Below are 17,024 nucleotides of genomic sequence, written 5' to 3'. Positions count from 1 at the left end.
ATCTATAGTCTCTTTCCTATAGGCCAAGGGCATTGGCCATTTCGCTTTCAACACCGTCCGTAGTCACTACCGCATCTTTAAGCATCAATTTACCTTGCAATAGCCTGCCCGGTGAAAATATCAATCAAGGAAGATCTCTACCTGAATCCAAGCTAAATACAGGCCCACAAGATTCCTGATAGAATTTTTTGGATAATTTATCGCTGCCAATCTCGAACCCGCAGCCAGCTTGACATCTAACCACCCTTTTTACCCTATTGGAGTATGGCTCTCTTTCATCAGTTTCATAGAGCACCAACCCGTCGCCGCATTGCGGACACAAACCAACCGGGTTAGTTTTTGCATGATCCGAACAACAACTACCACAGCCTTTACAAATGTAACGCCCGGTATCACACCGTGCCTGGCAATCTCTGTCATCAATCAATGAGTAGCAATCAAATCCCATACAATGATTAATGTAATGGCCTACACCATGATCAATACATGAAATATTTGGACACTTAAAAACAGTTAAGCGGTAAGCCGGTGCCATATCCTTCTTAACAAACTGCCCTTGCTCAAAGACTGTATGCTCAACACGAGCATACTTCAGTTCAGGCAGCATCAACGACTGACAATCTCGGCAGTGCAAAACACTCCAGATCTCTCGCAACCGGTTAAAGAATCCTGCTAGCTTGATAGGAAAGTCTCTGGCAGAAGGCTTACCAGCTTCCATATATGAAATGTCATAATGGGCAAACCAGTCATAGATTGAATAGCCAAAGTACTCTGTGGCTTGCCCGCCATTTATCTTAGGATTTAAACAAGAACGTCCTCGGCAAAGGTATGCATCCTGCTTGCGCCAATACACTGCCTCACACGAGAGTGAAAAGTTTTCCCTTCGCAGCCCTCCATCCAAGAAAGTAGACTGAATAGACAGAGTTCCACAAGAAGGAAATAAGCTAAGTATTTGATCAATCTGATTGCTCAGGTCAAGATGGCAAGCCGAAATCGCCTGCCAAAGCTTCCCTAAAAATATGCGATATACATCATCATAAGCATTGTCCGACATAAGTAACGCAAACAATTCTTTTAGTACAAAAGCATCCAACCTAGTTTGCAAGTAGGAGGATTGTTCGAACAGGCTAATAAATTTAATGTCTTTCTGAAAAAGGTAAGCCAGAAATTGACTATAAACAAAAATATCCCCTATGACAGGAGCCGACATCAGCCCCCCCTTAGGTTTTATCTCTTCATCCACATAGCTCTTTAAATATTCGGGAAACTCATATTTCTTTAAATAGACCCCTTGAATGTACTGAGTCAGGGCTACCCTGTTACGATCAGCTATACTGGTATAGCCAGCTAAACCCAGAAACATCAATAGATCATTGGGAGCACGAGATGATATAGCCTCCACATTTTCTGATAACTCCCCTCCTTCAGCTCTGACAGCCTGAGCAAATTCTTCCGCATTCTGCGCAATATAATCACTATCGAATAACTCCCAGTCGACCTCCAGCAAAAACACTTGACCTTCTTCTTTCATAACCCCTTTAACAAGCGGCATGATCTCGGAAAATTCATTCCCAAAAGGTTTTAAAATGCGATTAATTCCAATAATTTTAAGTAGTTTTGCAATACATGCCTTCGCCAAGTTTACTTCCTTAGCAAATAAGCCTGTTAAATAATCAGGATAATGTAATGTTGAATCACCTAAACCATGCAGGAAATTATCAAAACGCGATTGAGTTGAAGCGGACTCAAGTGGCAGGTTCATCGAGCCGGTTAGCACCCAGTAGGCCAGCATATCAAGTGTAGCCTTGCTCTTAACAGATCCAATCAACTCTTTCGCTCTTTCATCACTTTCGCAATTAATGCGAGCAACGATATCTGCGGACTTATGTAAAACCAGTTTCCGACTAAAGCAAGACCAATCGCAGACATCGAGAATGTTAAGACCAGTCTGCTCTTCTATCTTGCAAACCACATCCCAAGAAGAGCCAGAACCAATCAATATATTGATTACTTTTTTCAGTTGCTGGTCATCAAGCTGCTCCAAATAATCACTAGCCTCTTGCATCCCCATCGCACGTAAGGATCGAGTTAGGCCTTGCGAAACCAGCTTCCTCTCTACGCGATTGAGAATTCCCCAGTATTCATCTGCAATAGTAGCTAATTCGGTAAAAGTGGAATATTCAACAGGACTCGCAGAAGAAGCTGACCACCTCCCTTTGGATTCCAGAATAGAATAAGTGACTAGCAAACCTTCTGAAGGAGCTGCTTCTTCTTGCCACTCACTCTTATGTAAGAAAAAGTCTTGCCCCGAGACATCCTCGACAAAGCCGTAGTCATTATCTTTTCCGGTTTTGTTGTTATACCCCCCGAACCACTTGACTGTACCTATGCCATGCTTCATGACTTCTCTGCACCTAATACGCAGGTGACTTTAAGGAATGAGGGCGAATTGGCCAATAAACGGTATTCAAATTTATCTATCGACCCAGGAGCACCAAAAAAAGCCTCAATTTCAGGAATAAGGTAAGGTAAATCTACATTTTGCATGATGAGTCTTATACAGATAGTAAAGAGCGGCAAATAAGCCTTTCAAGAAAAGCCCAATATTTTGACACTATTATCAACTACCAATATAAAGTTAGTCAATGAGCCACCTGGGGATAACCAAGTGCAGGCCATACACAGTCAATAGAACTTAGTTTTCACAGACCCGGTCAAGCCACTCCCAATTTTCCCATTTATTATAAGGTTCAATGCGATCAACCTGGGTGTACCGCCTCAAGGAGTTCCAGTCTCGGTGGCCAGTTACTGCGGCAACACGAGAAACACCCCACCGCTCACCTTGCCAGCCATCACGTTCAAATAACCAACTTGTACATTCGTGGCGCAAGTCATGGAACCATAAGTTATCTTCACCAAATAACCCTGCCTCCTTTAACAGTGTATTGAAGCGGGTGCCGACTGAGCGAGAGCTGTTCGGGAAGTAGCGATCTTCGCCTTCAATCTCAGGAACACTCATCAAAACCCGCCAGGCCTCTTCAGGTACAGAGACCCAAACATCATTACCAATCTTTTTGGTAGGATGCTTCATATCAGGAACCAAAACCCGCTTGTTCTGAAAGTCAGTCCCTGACCGGGTCAGTCGTACAATCTCACCCTGACGCCGACTGGAAAACATGGCAAATGCGATAATTTTATCCATTGGCATCAATACGCCCCGATATTTACGATTTCCTCCTTTCAATGCCATTCGTTTTTTCCAGGCCAAGCCAACCAGGCGATTTATCTCCTCGATCGTCGGTCTTCGCTCACGATCTTCAGAGCTGCCAATAATCTTTAATCTGGACATGACTTGATGTGCCTTATCGACCTCATCCATCTTCACCGGAACACGAAACAGCTCTTCCGCAACAGAAAAAACACTTTTGATATATTGAACGTGTTGCATAGTCGTTGACGGTCCTGCACCCCAGCCACGGCAATGATCAATGATGTCTGCAGCAAGTACCTCAGAAGCCACAAGAGCGCCAAACTCAGAATGCTTAAGTTGCTCAAGTACTGCGCTTTTAGTTTTCTGCCAAGGACGTAAGGGGTAAACAGCAGCTATGTACTCATCTATTAACTGAGAAACTAACATGCGACTGGTAGTGGATTGACCACTAAGAATATCGTCAAGAACGCCTGGCTCATTAAGCTCGGCTTCTCGTTTAGTTCCCCAATGCTCAGCGAGTTTTTTCTTTGGCCAGGTTTTAGATTCTCGGTGAACTACCTCGCCATCCCGCTTAATGCGGATTTCGGCATAATATGAGAAACTCCCGTCTTTTTTGGCGCGCTTTCGGATTGTTGCCATAGAAACCCCTGATACATTGACAGCCAGTGCGTCATTTCAATTCAAAAGAAAAATGACGCACTTTTTACGCACTATACGCTCAAAAACGCCCTAAAACACGCAAAAATGACACAACAAAACACAAAGACGCACCCGGCCTCAAACCCCGAAAAATCCTTTAAAACAGAGGAATTACGCGCCCTGCGCAAGCTGACACTGCCAATTCTTGCCACGCAGTTGGCACAGATCGGCATGGGGACGGTAGACACGTTAATGTCGGGTTATATCAGCACCCGTGATCTGGCAGCAGTGGCGATTGGCACGTCAATCTGGCTGCCCGTCTGGTTATTTCTGGCTGGGGTTTTGGTGGCCCTTTCGCCATTGGCGGCACAGTTTAATGGCGCTGGCAAAACCACACAGTTACCCAAGTTATTGTCTGCGGCCCTGGTTACCGGCATTTTATTTGGCTTGATATCAGCGGCGACGCTCATGGGGTTATCGCAATTATTGCCCATTATCGTCGACGACCCAATCACTGCTGATATCTCCCGCCAGTATCTGTTTGCAATCTCGTTGGGTATGCCTTCGGCCGGTATTTTTCTGGCTTATCGTTTTTACGCTGAAGCGCTCAATCAACCGGCCCATGTTACCCGCATCATGCTGGTTGGCTTGGCACTGAATGTTCCGGCAAATGGTTTGTTTTTGTACGGCTGGTTTGGCCTGCCGGAATTAGGCGGTGTGGCCTGTGGTATCGGCTCAACTCTGATTTTTACCGGCATGGCCATCGCCATGGCGCTTAACACCCGCAAACATCGGTTAACTACTGAAACACCATTGTGGCAGGAAGTTCGCCAGCCAGATTGGAGCCAGGTCAGAGCCGTGATTGCCTTGGGGCTACCGATTGGCACCGCGATTTTTTTTGAGGTGAGTTTATTTTCGGTGATTGCATTATTCCTGACCGAACTTGGCCCTGTGATTGTTGCCGGACATCAGGTGGCACTGAATGTGTCATCGCTGACCTTTATGATTCCACTCAGCCTGGCGATGGCACTTACTGTGCGTGTTGGCCATCACCTTGGCAGCAATCAGCCCGAACTGGCTCAACGTGCTGCCTGGCTTGGCGTGAAAACAAACCTTGGTGTTGCGGCCTTTAATGCGACTTTGATGGTGACTTTGTCTGGGTTTATTTCCGGCCTGTATTCCCCCGACCCGGAAGTGGTGAAAATTGCCTCAGGCTTATTGCTGTTCGCAGCGGTTTTTCAGTTATCGGATGCAGTTCAGGTTGGTGCAGCTGGTGCTCTTCGTGGTTATCAGGATACCCTGCCGGTGATGGTGATTACCTTTATTTCGTATTGGGCCATTGGCCTGGCGCTGGGTTATTACCTGGCGTTTTATCCGCAAGGCTTTAATGACAACCAACCATTAGGCGCAGAAGGGTTCTGGACGGGGCTGGTGATTGGTTTAACCGCAGCAGCGATTGCGTTGGGATACCGGCTGTATCGGGTGAGCAGTCAGCGCATAGACTGAACTGGATAACAGAGGTCGGAGAGCCACCAGTGCGGCTCTCACAACTTAATTACAACAACCTCATGCGGGTATGATTACGGGCACGGATTCGAAATACGCGCGTGAATGGCATCAATTTTTGCCAGTGCTTCGCTATCGAGAATTACCTGAGCACTGTCGATATTTTCTTGCAGCTGCGCCATGGTGGTAGCACCAATAATATTCGATGTAACAAAACTGCGTTCTGTCACAAATGCCTGCGCCATAACCGCCGGAGACATTCCCAGTTCAGCGGCCAAATCACAATAATCCTGCGTAGCGCTCTCGGCCTGCTCCCCCAGATAACGAGTAAACCGATCAAACAGGGTTAAACGGGCATTGTCGGGCTTCTGATCATTCAGATATTTACCACTCAACACACCAAACGCCAGCGGTGAATACGCCAGTAACCCCATATTTTCACGGTGAGATACTTCCGCCAGTCCCACTTCGTAGCTGCGGTTCAGCAGGTTGTAAGGGTTTTGAATAGACACCGGGTGCGGCCAACCATTGGCATCGGCAATCTGCACCACTTTCATCGCGCCCCAGGCGGTTTCATTCGACAGGCCATAATGGCGAATCTTACCTTGCTGAATCAGCTCATTCAGCGCCGCCAGCGTTTCTTCTAATGGCGTCGCATCGGCATCGTCCTGATGCTGATAGCCCAACTGGCCGAAGAAGTTGGTTTTACGCGCTGGCCAATGCACCTGATACAGGTCGATATAATCGGTTTTTAAACGATCCAGACTGGATTCCACAGCCTGAACAATATGCTCACGCGTCAATTGTGGCCCGCCCCGCACATGCAATAACCAATCAGCCGGCCCGGCAACTTTCGTCGCCAGAATGACTTTGTCGCGGTTACCACTTTTCTGAAACCAGCTACCAATGTAGCGCTCTGTGGCTCCCTGAGTGTCTGGGCGCGGCGGCACCGGATACATTTCGGCCACATCAAAGAAATTAATGCCGTTTGCCAGCGCATAATCCATTTGCTCGTGTGCCTGAGCTTCGGTATTTTGCTCGCCCCAGGTCATGGTGCCCAAACACAGTTTACTGACCTGTAACTGGGTATTGCCAAGTGAACGGGTTTCCATTCGCTTACCTCAAATAATGTTTTTCAGAGATAGAGTTGTCATGATTTAACGCGCCTGATTATGACGATTTCAGGGTATGACGGAACCACTGTCGAAGCATAACAATGTTCGGCCAGTGCAACACTGGCGTCTAAAATGGCTGTGGTTTTAATGACTGTAGCTTTACCGGGCATGCAACTGGCGACGTAATTGATTGGCCTTCGGCCGATCGGGTATCAGATCAAGCAATTGAATAAATTGCTGACGCAGCCCAGAATCATCAGGCTGCTGTTCTAACAAGCGCAATAACTCGGTAGCAGCCCGTTCGTACTGCTCAGCCTGAACCCAATGATTCACCGGTGATTGATCAAACAATCCGGAAAGCACCACAGCGGCTCTGGCGCAAGCCTGCTGAATACCCGGGCCACGCAACCAATCAAAGTTACTGACCTGTTGGAGCTGTTCAATTTTTTTCTGCCAATGGGCTTTCTGTTCGGCCAAGGTTTCTGACTTTCTGGCGTCCAGATACACATGAATCAGCAATGCACGGACGTCTTCATCATCCGGAAATTGATTGAGGTATCGCTCCAGCGATTCAAGATGTTTCTCCAGCTGTTTAAGGTGTTGCGGAGAAGCTGATGACGACAACCTGTTATTTGGCTGCTGCATACGCCACTGCTGTAATTGCTCCATCAGTGCTGTGATCTGCTGGTCGCGACAGTGTGCCAGCAGCTGCTTGATTTGTGATTCCCCCACCACGCCAGTTAATCGCCCAACTTCTTCGCCCTGTCGAAACAACAGCAAGGTCGGTAAGGTCTGAATACGATAGTGTTCCGCCAGCTCCAGCTGTTCATCCGCATTCACTTTACACAGCATCAACTCGGGCGTTTGCTCGGCTATTTTTTCCAGTAGAGGCATCATGGCGAGGCAAGGAGCACAAGACGGCGCCCAGAAATCCACCAGTACCATTGGCTGGTTCAACCAGGGTAAGTTTCTATTTGCTTGCGGGTGATTCAAGACAAAATTCCGGTTAATTGATATGGCCGATAAAAGTGGAGGCAGAGTATACTGCGGCCATGAAAAAAACATCCAACGCTCATCACCATCACACCCCGCCTTTAGGGGTTAAAAAGAACCTGCTGATTGGCACGTTGATCAGTGTTTGGCTGGTCGCCACGTTATTAGGTTTGTGGTGGTTTCAACAACAAACCATTCGCCCTTTTATCAGTGCGGATGATGATCCTCGATTGTGGCAGGCGCAACAGGTTGAAGCATTATTCCAAAGCGCATTAACCCAGTTGCCTGAAAACGCAGCCGACGTGGTGTTACTGCATTTCTGGAATCCGGATTGTTTGTGCAATCAGGTCAGTCAGAGGCATTTTAATGGCATTTTGCGTGATTTTGATGCCAGCGAGCTGAGCGTTATCGCCGTTACCTCCACCAACACCAGCCAGGAACAGATTCAGGATTTTCGTCGCCTGAATGGCGAGCGTCTGTCACTCATCCGAGTTTCCCCGGCTGAACTTCCACTCTCTGCCAGCCCGGGCCTGGCACTCTTTAATAAGGTGGAAGGCCAATATGAGATGGGCTATTTCGGTGCTTATGGTTTTGGCGCTTTATGCACCGTTGCCAACGACGATTTCTTTCCGAATATTATCCGTAACCTGCAACAAGGACCTTATGGCCCCTTTATGAATGTTGCTGGTGACGGCTGCTTTTGTCCATGGAGCCCAAAGTCTGAATAACCGACTTGCGTTTCGGCCATTCTGACCTAGTTTATAAGGATATTATTAAATCGGTCAGAGGTATCAATGAAGCATCAGCCACAATGCAAAAACAGCGGTTTTACCTTAATTGAGCTGATTATTGTGATTGTTATTATCAGCACGCTGGCCGCCTTCGTGATTCCCGAATTTATTGAATTTTCATCGGATGCCGATCGTGCATCCACCGAGGCATTAAAAGGAGGATTGCAATCCTCCGCGAACCTGTATCATTCTAAGGCCCTGATTGAAACCGGTGGTGTTAATAACGGTTTCACCTATCAGGGTGTGTTTTTTGATCAGGGTTACCCCTTGGGTATTTCATTCAGTGACAGCGATGGCATCCCGGAAATATTAGAAATCACCGACATCAGTGACAACTATGTTTTTGCGACTGTTTTTAACGATCGTACCGCCGCCAACCAAATTGCACGAGGCTTATACCTAACCAATAAGCTTACCAACACATCTCCCACAGCAGCGGATGTGCTGGCAACCAATTGTTATGTCACCTACAAAAGCCACGTTACCGTGGCACTGGCACCCGAAATTATCATGGAATTATCGGGCTGCTGACAGACAACCTGTGCTTAATCCAGCAAGCTTTCAACCAGCACTGAATCAGCGCAGTTGTCTGCGTAAACGGTTCATCGCCCGGGCAATCACTTTCTGTTGCTGAGTGTTGTAACGCTCAGGTTCGGCATATAAAGCTTGCATCATCATCACGTCCAGCGAACGCAGCGAATCCGCTGATTTAGGAAAGGCTTTGGCTAATCGTTGCAAATAATGCGATGGTGTTTCTCCGATTTGCGTTTCAATGCCCAAGGCTGCGGCTTTTTGTTGCAGTTGGTGCCAGGCTTTGAGTTCAACAGAGCGGTATTTAGGCCGCTGATTCCACCAAACCAACATGGCGCCTAACAGGAAAAACGCGGAAAAAGCCAAACCAAAGCCATACAGAATTTTTTCGTAAGACTGCACGCCTAGCCAATTCTGAAATAACTGTTTCTGACGCTGGTTATCATAAGACAACACCCAGCTTTGCCAGTAATAATTAATACTGTCCATTTGTAACCGCAGCTGATTCAACCAATCGATCGACTTCAGTTTATGAGCAGAAAAAAACTGATCATCGAGAAAGGTGCCCTCTTCCTGAACGGCTTGCTCCAGACCCAGTTCAATCCGCTCGGGAGACACAGCCGCCGTCGGGTCAACCCGCACCCAGCCTTTGCCTTGCAACCAGACTTCCACCCAGGCATGCGCATCGTATTGTCGCACCGACAGATACTTTTCTTCGGCATTCCACTCGCCTCCCTGATAACCCGCAACAACCCGTGCCGGAATACCGGCTGCCCGGGCCGCAAACGTCAGAGCACCGGAATAATGGGCACAAAAACCACGGCGACTATCAAACAAAAAAGCATCAATATCGTTATCGGCCAATACCGGTGGTTTCAGAGTGTAATAATATTCCTGCTGGCGAAATTGCTGCCAGATATTCTGCACAAACTGCTCGTCATCAGGCAGCACCGCACGCAATTGCTGTGCCCACTGCCGCGTTCGTTCATTGCCGTTTTTGGGCAATTGGGTATAACGCCAGCGTTCCAGTTTCGATAAACCGTTCTCATCCAATGTAACGGTTGGCCAGGACTTAGCCCGATAACGAATACGCTGATGCACATCCCGGCGATGAATCAGGCGATCGTCAAAGGTCATGCCGGTGCCAGATTCCACCGCCGCCACACCCCGTAGGGCAAACAACCATTTCTGATCAGTGGCTTCCTGAATAATTTCGTATTCTAACACACCTTCTGCACTCTCAGGGGGCTGCCAGCTGCGTGGCGCCCATTGCACACCAACCTCTGCACCCGGTTGCCAGCTACGACCGTCGTAGTTATCCAGAATCAATGCTCGCCAGTACAGTTCTCTGCGCGGGGGCACCTGATCATTGGCAAAGGATACCCGGAATGCCAACTCATCTGACTGACTCAAATTGGCAATATCACCCGGAGACATACGTTCAGATAACCCGGTTTTTGCCGAACTGGATTGCAGGCCAACACTCCAGAGCGGCCCAAGGCGTGGGAAGATCAGGTAAATCACCAACATAAAGGGTAATGAAGTCAGCAAAATGCCGCCTGACAAGCGCGCTGACTGCCAGCCAAACTGGCGCCGACGATTCTGATGCAAAGCAATTAACGCCGTGGTGATTAACCAAACCCCGGAAATACCCGCCAAGCCCGCCACAATGCTTTGATCAAACAAAAAACCAACGGCTAACAAGAAATAACTGAGAAACACCACGATATGGCCATCGCGTAACGTCTTCATCTCCAGCAATTTCAGAATGCAGGCCGCTACCAAAAAGGCGGAGGCACTTTCTAACGAAAACTGTTTATCAAACGATAACACCACCGCCACCGTGGCTCCGGCCACCAATACGGCTTTCGCTATTTTGCCGGGATAAGAAAAACGCCCCTGATACACCAACCAGCGCCAGCCAAAGATCACGGCCACCACGACCCACATCCAGACTGGCAAGTGATGACTGTGCAGCACTAAACTGCCCGCCACCGCCAGCAACATCCAGATCAGTGCTACCCGTGGAATTTGTACCGCACTCATGATGCACCTGCTACTTTGTCGTGCGGTAAACCTGAGAGCGGGCCGTGCGGCAAACCGTAAGTTGCCAACGCCTGTAAACATTGATCTTTGTGGATTTCACTATTGGCGGGTTGGATTTCTGTGCCTGGCAGGCGTAAGCCGTATTTCCAGCCGTTTTGCTGCGCCTGCAACACCCAGCCGGTTAAGCGGGATAGTCGTGTTTCGGTGTTGGCCGGTGCCAGCACCTCCCAATCCAACCAGCAGGTTGCACCCTGATCACTGTCGAACTCTTTGGTTACCAATCCTTTGCCACGCGCCAGCTGTTTCCAGGCAATCTGCTTTAAAGAATCCCCCGGTTGATAAGGTCGTAAACCATGAAAATCCTGATTGCCCGACTCACGCGATGGCGCGCCTTCGAGTTCTTCGCCGCCATCGCCGGCGGCAAAAACAAAAGGCACCCACTCGGGCTTAGGGTAAACCAGCACGGAAAAATCCAGGCTGACCCAGGTCCAGGCGGTATACATCCCTACCGGAAAGCGGGTTTCCATCCGAAATCGCCCCGGATTCAACCAGCCGCGCTGCTGAGTACGATAACTCAGGCCAGCATCTTCGCTATCGCCTTTTTCCACATCCACACTGATTTCCGGCTGTTCCGGAAATCCGATATCCAACGATTCATGGGATTTTTTTTCGCTGGCCAACAAGCGCACCGGCAGTTCGATGACATCGCCAGCAAACACCGGATAAGCGTGACCCGCGGCAATGGTAAGGCCGGATAAATTGCGATAAGTAAAATGCATCGCTGCCAGAGCGACACTGAATAGCCAGAACGTCAGGGCATAAATCAGGCTGTTCTGATAGTTAATGGCCGTCATCAGCATAATCACCAATGCCACCGTAAAGAGCAGCCCGGTACGATTCGGAATGATAAAGATAGAACGATGCGACAGCTCAATTTGCCTGGCTGGCGGGATACGACGATCCAGCCATTCACGCCAACGCTGCCGCCAGCGTTCGGGGATCGGTAACTTCATCAGCAGCTAGACCAGCACCGGCACTGAATTTAATACCTGTTGAGAAACACTGTGCGCACCACCATCAGCCGCTTCCGCCAGGCGATGATCCACCACAGAAGGTAATACAGCCTGAACGTCTTCCGGCACCAGGTGAGAACGCCCGTGAATCAGTGCCCAGGCTTTGGCGCTGCGCAACAATGCCAACGAACCCCGGGGTGATAAACCATACTGATAACCGCCTTCGTAGCGGGTAAAAGCAATGATGCGCTGAACATAATCCAACAATGAGGACGAGGCTTTTACTTCATTCACCTGTTGTTGCAGCTGCTGTAATTGTTGAGGGGTAATGGCTGCTCGCAGGTTGTTTGCCATGGCACGACGATCTTTGCCTTCTAACAGTTCACGCTCGGCTTTTTCGTGCGGATAACCCAGCTGAATACGCATCAGAAAACGGTCCAGCTGAGACTCAGGTAACGGGAAGGTACCGGATTGTGACACCGGGTTTTGCGTGGCAATCACAAAGAAGGGCTCGGGCAGTGGGCGGGTTTCGCCTTCAACCGTCACCTGTCCTTCTTCCATCGCTTCTAATAATGCACTTTGCGCCTTAGGAGTCGCACGGTTAATTTCATCCGCCAGTAGCAGTTGCGAAAATACCGGGCCAGGATGAAAGCGAAATCGCCCTAAGTCACTGCCTGGTTCTTTTTCAAAAATACTGACACCCAATACGTCCGCCGGTAATAAATCGCTGGTGAACTGAATACGGTTGTATTGCAGCCCCAGTACACTGGCTAATGCGTGGGATAAGGTGGTTTTCCCCATGCCGGGTAAATCTTCAATCAGCAAATGTCCTTTTGCTAACAAACATGCCAGAGCCAGCTTCAACTGATTTTCTTTACCTAATACAACTTGTTCCAGTTGTGACAGCGCCTGTTGAATAGTCGCTTGGTCAATGGCTTGAGACATGGGTTACCTTATCGTTATTGGTTTACGTTCTTGGTGTATCGTGTCAATTGCAGAGATAGACAAGAATAGGTGAGCCAGGTTCCATTGAAAAGTCAGGGACTGTCAATCTGAGCAGGCCATCATAATTATGCCCATGAAAATAGTTGCCCTAAAAAACAAAACCCGCCGATGCAATAAATGATGCAACATCGGCGGGTTTGATAAACTAACCTGAAAAAGTTCGTAGCAATTACAAAGCGTTTAAACCGGCAGCAATATCTTTCTGGATATCGGCAACACCTTCCAGGCCCACAGCAATGCGCAATAGCCCCTGAGAAATACCGGCGCGCTCACGCTCTTCATCAGTCAAACGACCATGAGTTGTGGTAGCCGGATGAGTAATGGTGGTTTTGGCATCGCCCAGATTAGCGGTGATCGAAATCATACGAGTGGCATCAACAACCTTCCAGGCACCTTCCCGTCCACCTTTCACCTCAAACGACAACACTCCACCAAACATGGACTGTTGCTGTTGTGCCAGTTGATATTGGGGATGCGATGGCAGGCCACAATAATTCACTTTAGTGACATTCGGTTGCTGCTCTAACCATTGGGCCAATGCCAACGCATTTTCAGTATGCGCTTTCATTCGCAGTGATAACGTTTCAAGGCCTTTGGTGAAAACCCAGGCATTAAACGGGCTCATGGTTGGTCCGGCGGAACGCAACACACCAATGACAGGCTCAATCAATTCAAACGAACCAACTACTGCACCACCCACACAACGGCCCTGGCCATCAATGTATTTAGTAGCAGAATGAACGACTAAATCAGCACCCAGTTTTAATGGCTGCTGAATCGCGGGCGTGCAAAAACAATTGTCGACCACCAGCAACACATCATTCTGATGTGCCAGATCAGCAATGGCCGGAATATCGGCAATTTCAATTACCGGGTTGGAAGGTGATTCCAGGAAAAACAACTTGGTGTTTTCCTGCAAGGCACTTTTCCAGTCATTAATATCGAGCAAATCAACGTAGCTGACTTCAATACCGAATTTTTTCAGGAATTTCTCAAACAGCACATTGGTACTACCAAATACGCTGCGTGAAGAAATTAAGTGATCACCGGTTTTTAAATGCGCCATACACACGGCATAAATAGCTGCCATACCAGAAGCAGTTGCAGCACAGGCCTCACCCGCTTCTAAAGCGGCTAAACGCTCTTCAAATGTGCGGACTGTTGGATTGGTATAACGAGAATAAACGTTACCTTCAACATCACCAGAAAAACGCGCAGCCGCCTCGGCAGCCGAATTAAATACATAGCTACTGGTCGGAAAAATCGCTTCACTGTGTTCACATTCAGGCGTGCGAACCTGCCCGGCTCTCACCGCTAGTGTTTCAAATTCCGCATCGGTTAAATCCGATTGGTAACGTGCATTAAATTCAGAAAAATCGGTCATATCTTTTTTGTTAACACTTGTGTTTCAGTCTTCAGGACTGTGATTCGTTATGCAGATCAATAGCGACATTTTCAACCGCTTCACGCTTAACTTTGGACGCATCATTGCGCAATGCATGCAAACGTGCGAAATAATTTTCGTCAATATCACCGGTAATATATTCACCATTAAATACTGAACAGTCGAAGTGTTTGGCCTCTGTATCACTGCCTTCAAGACAAGCTTCAACCAGATCATCCAGATCCTGATAAATCAGCCAGTCAGCGCCAATCGCTTCAGCAATTTCTTCTGTGCTGCGATCGTGTGCAATAAATTCTTCTTTGGCTGGCATATCAATGCCATACACATTGGGGTAGCGTACTGCCGGGGCCGCCGACGCAAAATACACATTTTTTGCACCCGCTTCACGGGCCATTTCAATAATTTGTTCGCAGGTTGTACCACGAACAATCGAGTCATCCACCAGCAGTACATTTTTACCGCGGAATTCCAACTCCAGCGCATTCAGTTTTTGCTTAACCGATTTTTTACGCTGCTGCTGGCCAGGCATGATAAAGGTGCGACCGATATAACGGTTTTTCATGAAGCCTTCACGGAATTTCACACCCAAACGGTTGGCCAGCTCCAACGCTGACGAACGGCTGGTATCCGGAATCGGAATCACCACATCAATATCATGATCCGGGCGCTCACGCATAATACGCTCAGCCAGTTTTTCACCCATGTGTAAGCGCGCTTTATACACGGACATACCATCAATAATGGAATCCGGACGGGCAAAATACACATGCTCAAAAACACACGGTACCAACTGAGTGTTTTCAGCGCATTGCTGGGTAAACAATTCACCTTGTTCAGTAATTACCACCGCTTCACCCGGGGCAATATCACGCTCAATTTTGAAGCCAGCAGCATCCAACGCGACAGACTCTGAAGCCACCATATATTCGGTGCCATTTTCAGTTTCACGGCTGCCATAAATAGCCGGGCGAATCCCGTTAGGATCACGGAATGCGATAATGCCGTAACCACAAATCATGGCAACAACGGCATAACCACCACGCACACGTTTGTGTACACGTTTTACCGCTTCAAAAATCATGTCCGGGGTTGGCTTCAGCTGATTCTGGCGCTGCAACTCGTGAGCAAAAACGTTTAACAATACTTCTGAATCAGAAGTGGTGTTTACGTGGCGCAAATCGGCACGGTAAATATCTTCTGCCAACTCCGCCGTGTTAGTCAGGTTACCGTTGTGCGCCAGCGTAATACCGTAAGGTGAGTTCACATAAAACGGTTGCGCCTCGGCCGAGCTAGATGAGCCCGCCGTTGGGTAACGCACATGGCCAATACCCATCAGGCCAATCAGACGCTGCATGTGACGAGTACGAAACACGTCACTGGCCAGTCCGTTATCTTTTCTCAGGTAAAGCTTACCTTCATGACTGGTCACGATACCGGCGGCATCTTGTCCACGGTGCTGTAAAACCGTCAGGGCATCATAGATCACCTGGTTTACATGGGTTTTAGCAACGATACCCACTATTCCGCACATGCGCGTCTAACCTCAAACAAGCTGTTATAAATTTATGAAGAAAATGACATCAGTCGATCAGTGGCTCCGGGCAACGTTTTTCTGGCCCAATCAGCAACCGATTCAAGATGAGGTATGAGTGTTGATTCCTGCCACCAGGTATCATCGGGAACCAGGGTGTATTGCAAGCCATAAACAGCCGCCACCAGAATCACCAACCCACGAATAAAACCAAACACCATACCGAAAATGCGATCTGTTCCCCCAAGGCCGGTCAGACGAACAATCTCTCCCAGCAAATGGTTGATCATGGCACCAATCACCAGGGTACCAGCAAACAGAATAGCGAAAGAGACAATCCAGCGCAGAGAGTTGGTATCGATACTCCCTTCTAATAAGGTCGCAAGATTGCCACTGAATAGACGTGCAACAATAAAGGCGATTACCCAGCTGGCTAAGGATAACGCTTCCTTAACAAAACCACGTTTTAAGCTGATTAAGCTGGAGATGACCAGAACTGCCAGGATCACCCAATCGATAACTGCCATTTAAGCTGTGCCTCAGACACGTTGCAAAGGCGCGCAGTATAACAAAGTCGTGATCGACGAAGAAACCAGAAATCGGTATGTAGCCCAGAGAAAATATCGCATTTCAGGCAAGAATTTACTTGCTTTCTGAGATGCACACGCCAACCGAATGGTCAGGATTCAGCTTTAAAACGCTTGATGTGGAAGTCGTCTTGTTTTAATTCAGCCGACAGCTGTTTCTGGATCGCTTCAATTTTACTGCGCTGCAATTCCGGACCAACGTACACCCGGGTCAACCCTTCTGCGGCAAACTCCTGAACATAGGCTTTATAACCTTTAGCACGCAGTTGATCCCGCAGAGCATGAGCATTGGCACGTTTTTCAAAAGCGCCCAGCTGAACCGACCAGGCATACGCCTGCTTTTGATCATCCAACGCAGCACGATCACCTTTGGTGCGAGGAGCTGCTGAATCGTCCTGCTTAACCACACGCACCTCTGGCAAAGTGACCTCTTCTTCGGTTTTACCTGCTGCCAGGTCTTCCAATTCAATACGCACCCGGCGCTCATTCTCCAGTGGCTGCCAAGGCTCCATTTCAGGCTGAGCGGGGATATCAGAACGCAATTGAATCTGACTGCGTGAGCCATCCAGCACCACTGGCATCGCCACCGCCAATGCCACAACCGTGACAAAGGCGCCGAGAATCCGTTTTTTCAGGTGCTGTTCCATGGTG

At 48.4% G+C, this 17,024-nt stretch carries 14 protein-coding genes; 3 read left to right on the top strand and 11 right to left on the bottom strand.

Annotation, left to right across the window (positions count from 1 at the left end; all coding sequences use genetic code 11):
* Positions 1-124: 124 nt before the first annotated feature.
* On the bottom strand, positions 125-2,401 hold the full coding sequence (locus tag KFF03_RS08025; RefSeq protein ID WP_255860543.1) for a cold-shock protein: 2,277 nt from the start codon (positions 2,399-2,401) through the stop codon (positions 125-127).
* A gap of 294 nt (positions 2,402-2,695) precedes the next feature.
* Positions 2,696-3,850, bottom strand: coding sequence for a tyrosine-type recombinase/integrase (locus KFF03_RS08020; RefSeq protein WP_255860542.1), 1,155 nt, complete (start codon positions 3,848-3,850; stop codon positions 2,696-2,698).
* Positions 3,851-3,955: 105 nt separating this feature from the next.
* On the opposite strand from KFF03_RS08020, the gene KFF03_RS08015 reads away from it, so the two are divergent.
* Positions 3,956-5,356: an MATE family efflux transporter gene (locus KFF03_RS08015; protein ID WP_255860541.1), complete on the top strand. Its 1,401-nt coding sequence runs from the start codon at positions 3,956-3,958 to the stop codon at positions 5,354-5,356.
* A 74-nt stretch (positions 5,357-5,430) separates the two neighbouring features.
* Here the strand turns inward: KFF03_RS08015 and KFF03_RS08010 are convergent, their stop codons facing one another.
* Both KFF03_RS08010 and KFF03_RS08005 read right to left on the bottom strand, forming a co-directional pair.
* Positions 5,431-6,468, bottom strand: a complete 1,038-nt coding sequence (locus tag KFF03_RS08010) for an NADP(H)-dependent aldo-keto reductase (protein WP_255860540.1) — start codon at positions 6,466-6,468, stop codon at positions 5,431-5,433.
* 162 nt (positions 6,469-6,630) lie between these two features.
* Entirely contained in the window at positions 6,631-7,464 is an 834-nt protein-coding gene (locus KFF03_RS08005) for a co-chaperone YbbN (RefSeq protein WP_255860537.1), read from the bottom strand.
* 59 nt (positions 7,465-7,523) lie between these two features.
* On the opposite strand from KFF03_RS08005, the gene KFF03_RS08000 reads away from it, so the two are divergent.
* Entirely contained in the window at positions 7,524-8,192 is a 669-nt protein-coding gene (locus KFF03_RS08000) for a DUF6436 domain-containing protein (protein WP_255860536.1), read from the top strand.
* 66 nt (positions 8,193-8,258) lie between these two features.
* Positions 8,259-8,786: a prepilin-type N-terminal cleavage/methylation domain-containing protein gene (locus KFF03_RS07995; protein WP_255860535.1), complete on the top strand. Its 528-nt coding sequence runs from the start codon at positions 8,259-8,261 to the stop codon at positions 8,784-8,786.
* Between the two features lie 45 nt (positions 8,787-8,831).
* On the opposite strand, the gene KFF03_RS07990 is transcribed toward KFF03_RS07995, so the two are convergent.
* From KFF03_RS07990 to KFF03_RS07960, 7 genes are all read right to left on the bottom strand, one after another.
* Positions 8,832-10,832, bottom strand: coding sequence for a DUF3488 and transglutaminase-like domain-containing protein (locus KFF03_RS07990; RefSeq protein ID WP_255860534.1), 2,001 nt, complete (start codon positions 10,830-10,832; stop codon positions 8,832-8,834).
* Positions 10,829-11,845 carry a DUF58 domain-containing protein gene (locus KFF03_RS07985; protein ID WP_255860533.1) on the bottom strand — a complete coding sequence of 339 codons (1,017 nt, stop codon included), beginning with the start codon at positions 11,843-11,845 and terminating at the stop codon, positions 10,829-10,831. The genes KFF03_RS07990 and KFF03_RS07985 overlap by 4 nt, the downstream gene beginning before the upstream one ends.
* 6 nt (positions 11,846-11,851) lie before the next feature.
* Positions 11,852-12,790 (bottom strand): MoxR family ATPase, encoded by a 939-nt coding sequence (locus tag KFF03_RS07980; protein WP_255860532.1) that lies wholly within the window; start codon positions 12,788-12,790, stop codon positions 11,852-11,854.
* 229 nt (positions 12,791-13,019) lie between these two features.
* Positions 13,020-14,234, bottom strand: a complete 1,215-nt coding sequence (locus KFF03_RS07975; RefSeq protein ID WP_255860531.1) for an O-succinylhomoserine sulfhydrylase — start codon at positions 14,232-14,234, stop codon at positions 13,020-13,022.
* Positions 14,235-14,265: 31 nt separating this feature from the next.
* Complete coding sequence (purF, locus tag KFF03_RS07970) at positions 14,266-15,786, bottom strand: amidophosphoribosyltransferase (RefSeq protein WP_255860530.1); 1,521 nt, start codon at positions 15,784-15,786, stop codon at positions 14,266-14,268.
* A gap of 32 nt (positions 15,787-15,818) precedes the next feature.
* Positions 15,819-16,313 carry a CvpA family protein gene (locus KFF03_RS07965; RefSeq protein ID WP_255860529.1) on the bottom strand — a complete coding sequence of 165 codons (495 nt, stop codon included), beginning with the start codon at positions 16,311-16,313 and terminating at the stop codon, positions 15,819-15,821.
* A gap of 152 nt (positions 16,314-16,465) precedes the next feature.
* The gene (locus tag KFF03_RS07960; protein ID WP_255860528.1) at positions 16,466-17,020 is read right to left on the bottom strand and encodes an SPOR domain-containing protein; all 555 of its coding nucleotides are present in this window, start codon (positions 17,018-17,020) and stop codon (positions 16,466-16,468) included.
* Positions 17,021-17,024 lie beyond the last annotated feature (4 nt).

This window comes from Bacterioplanoides sp. SCSIO 12839 (genome assembly GCF_024397975.1).
In the GTDB taxonomy this organism is placed as follows: Bacteria; Pseudomonadota; Gammaproteobacteria; order Pseudomonadales; family Oceanobacteraceae; genus Bacterioplanoides.
The sequence above is the reverse complement of the archived record's forward strand: the minus strand, read 5'-3'. Positions and strand labels throughout refer to the sequence as shown.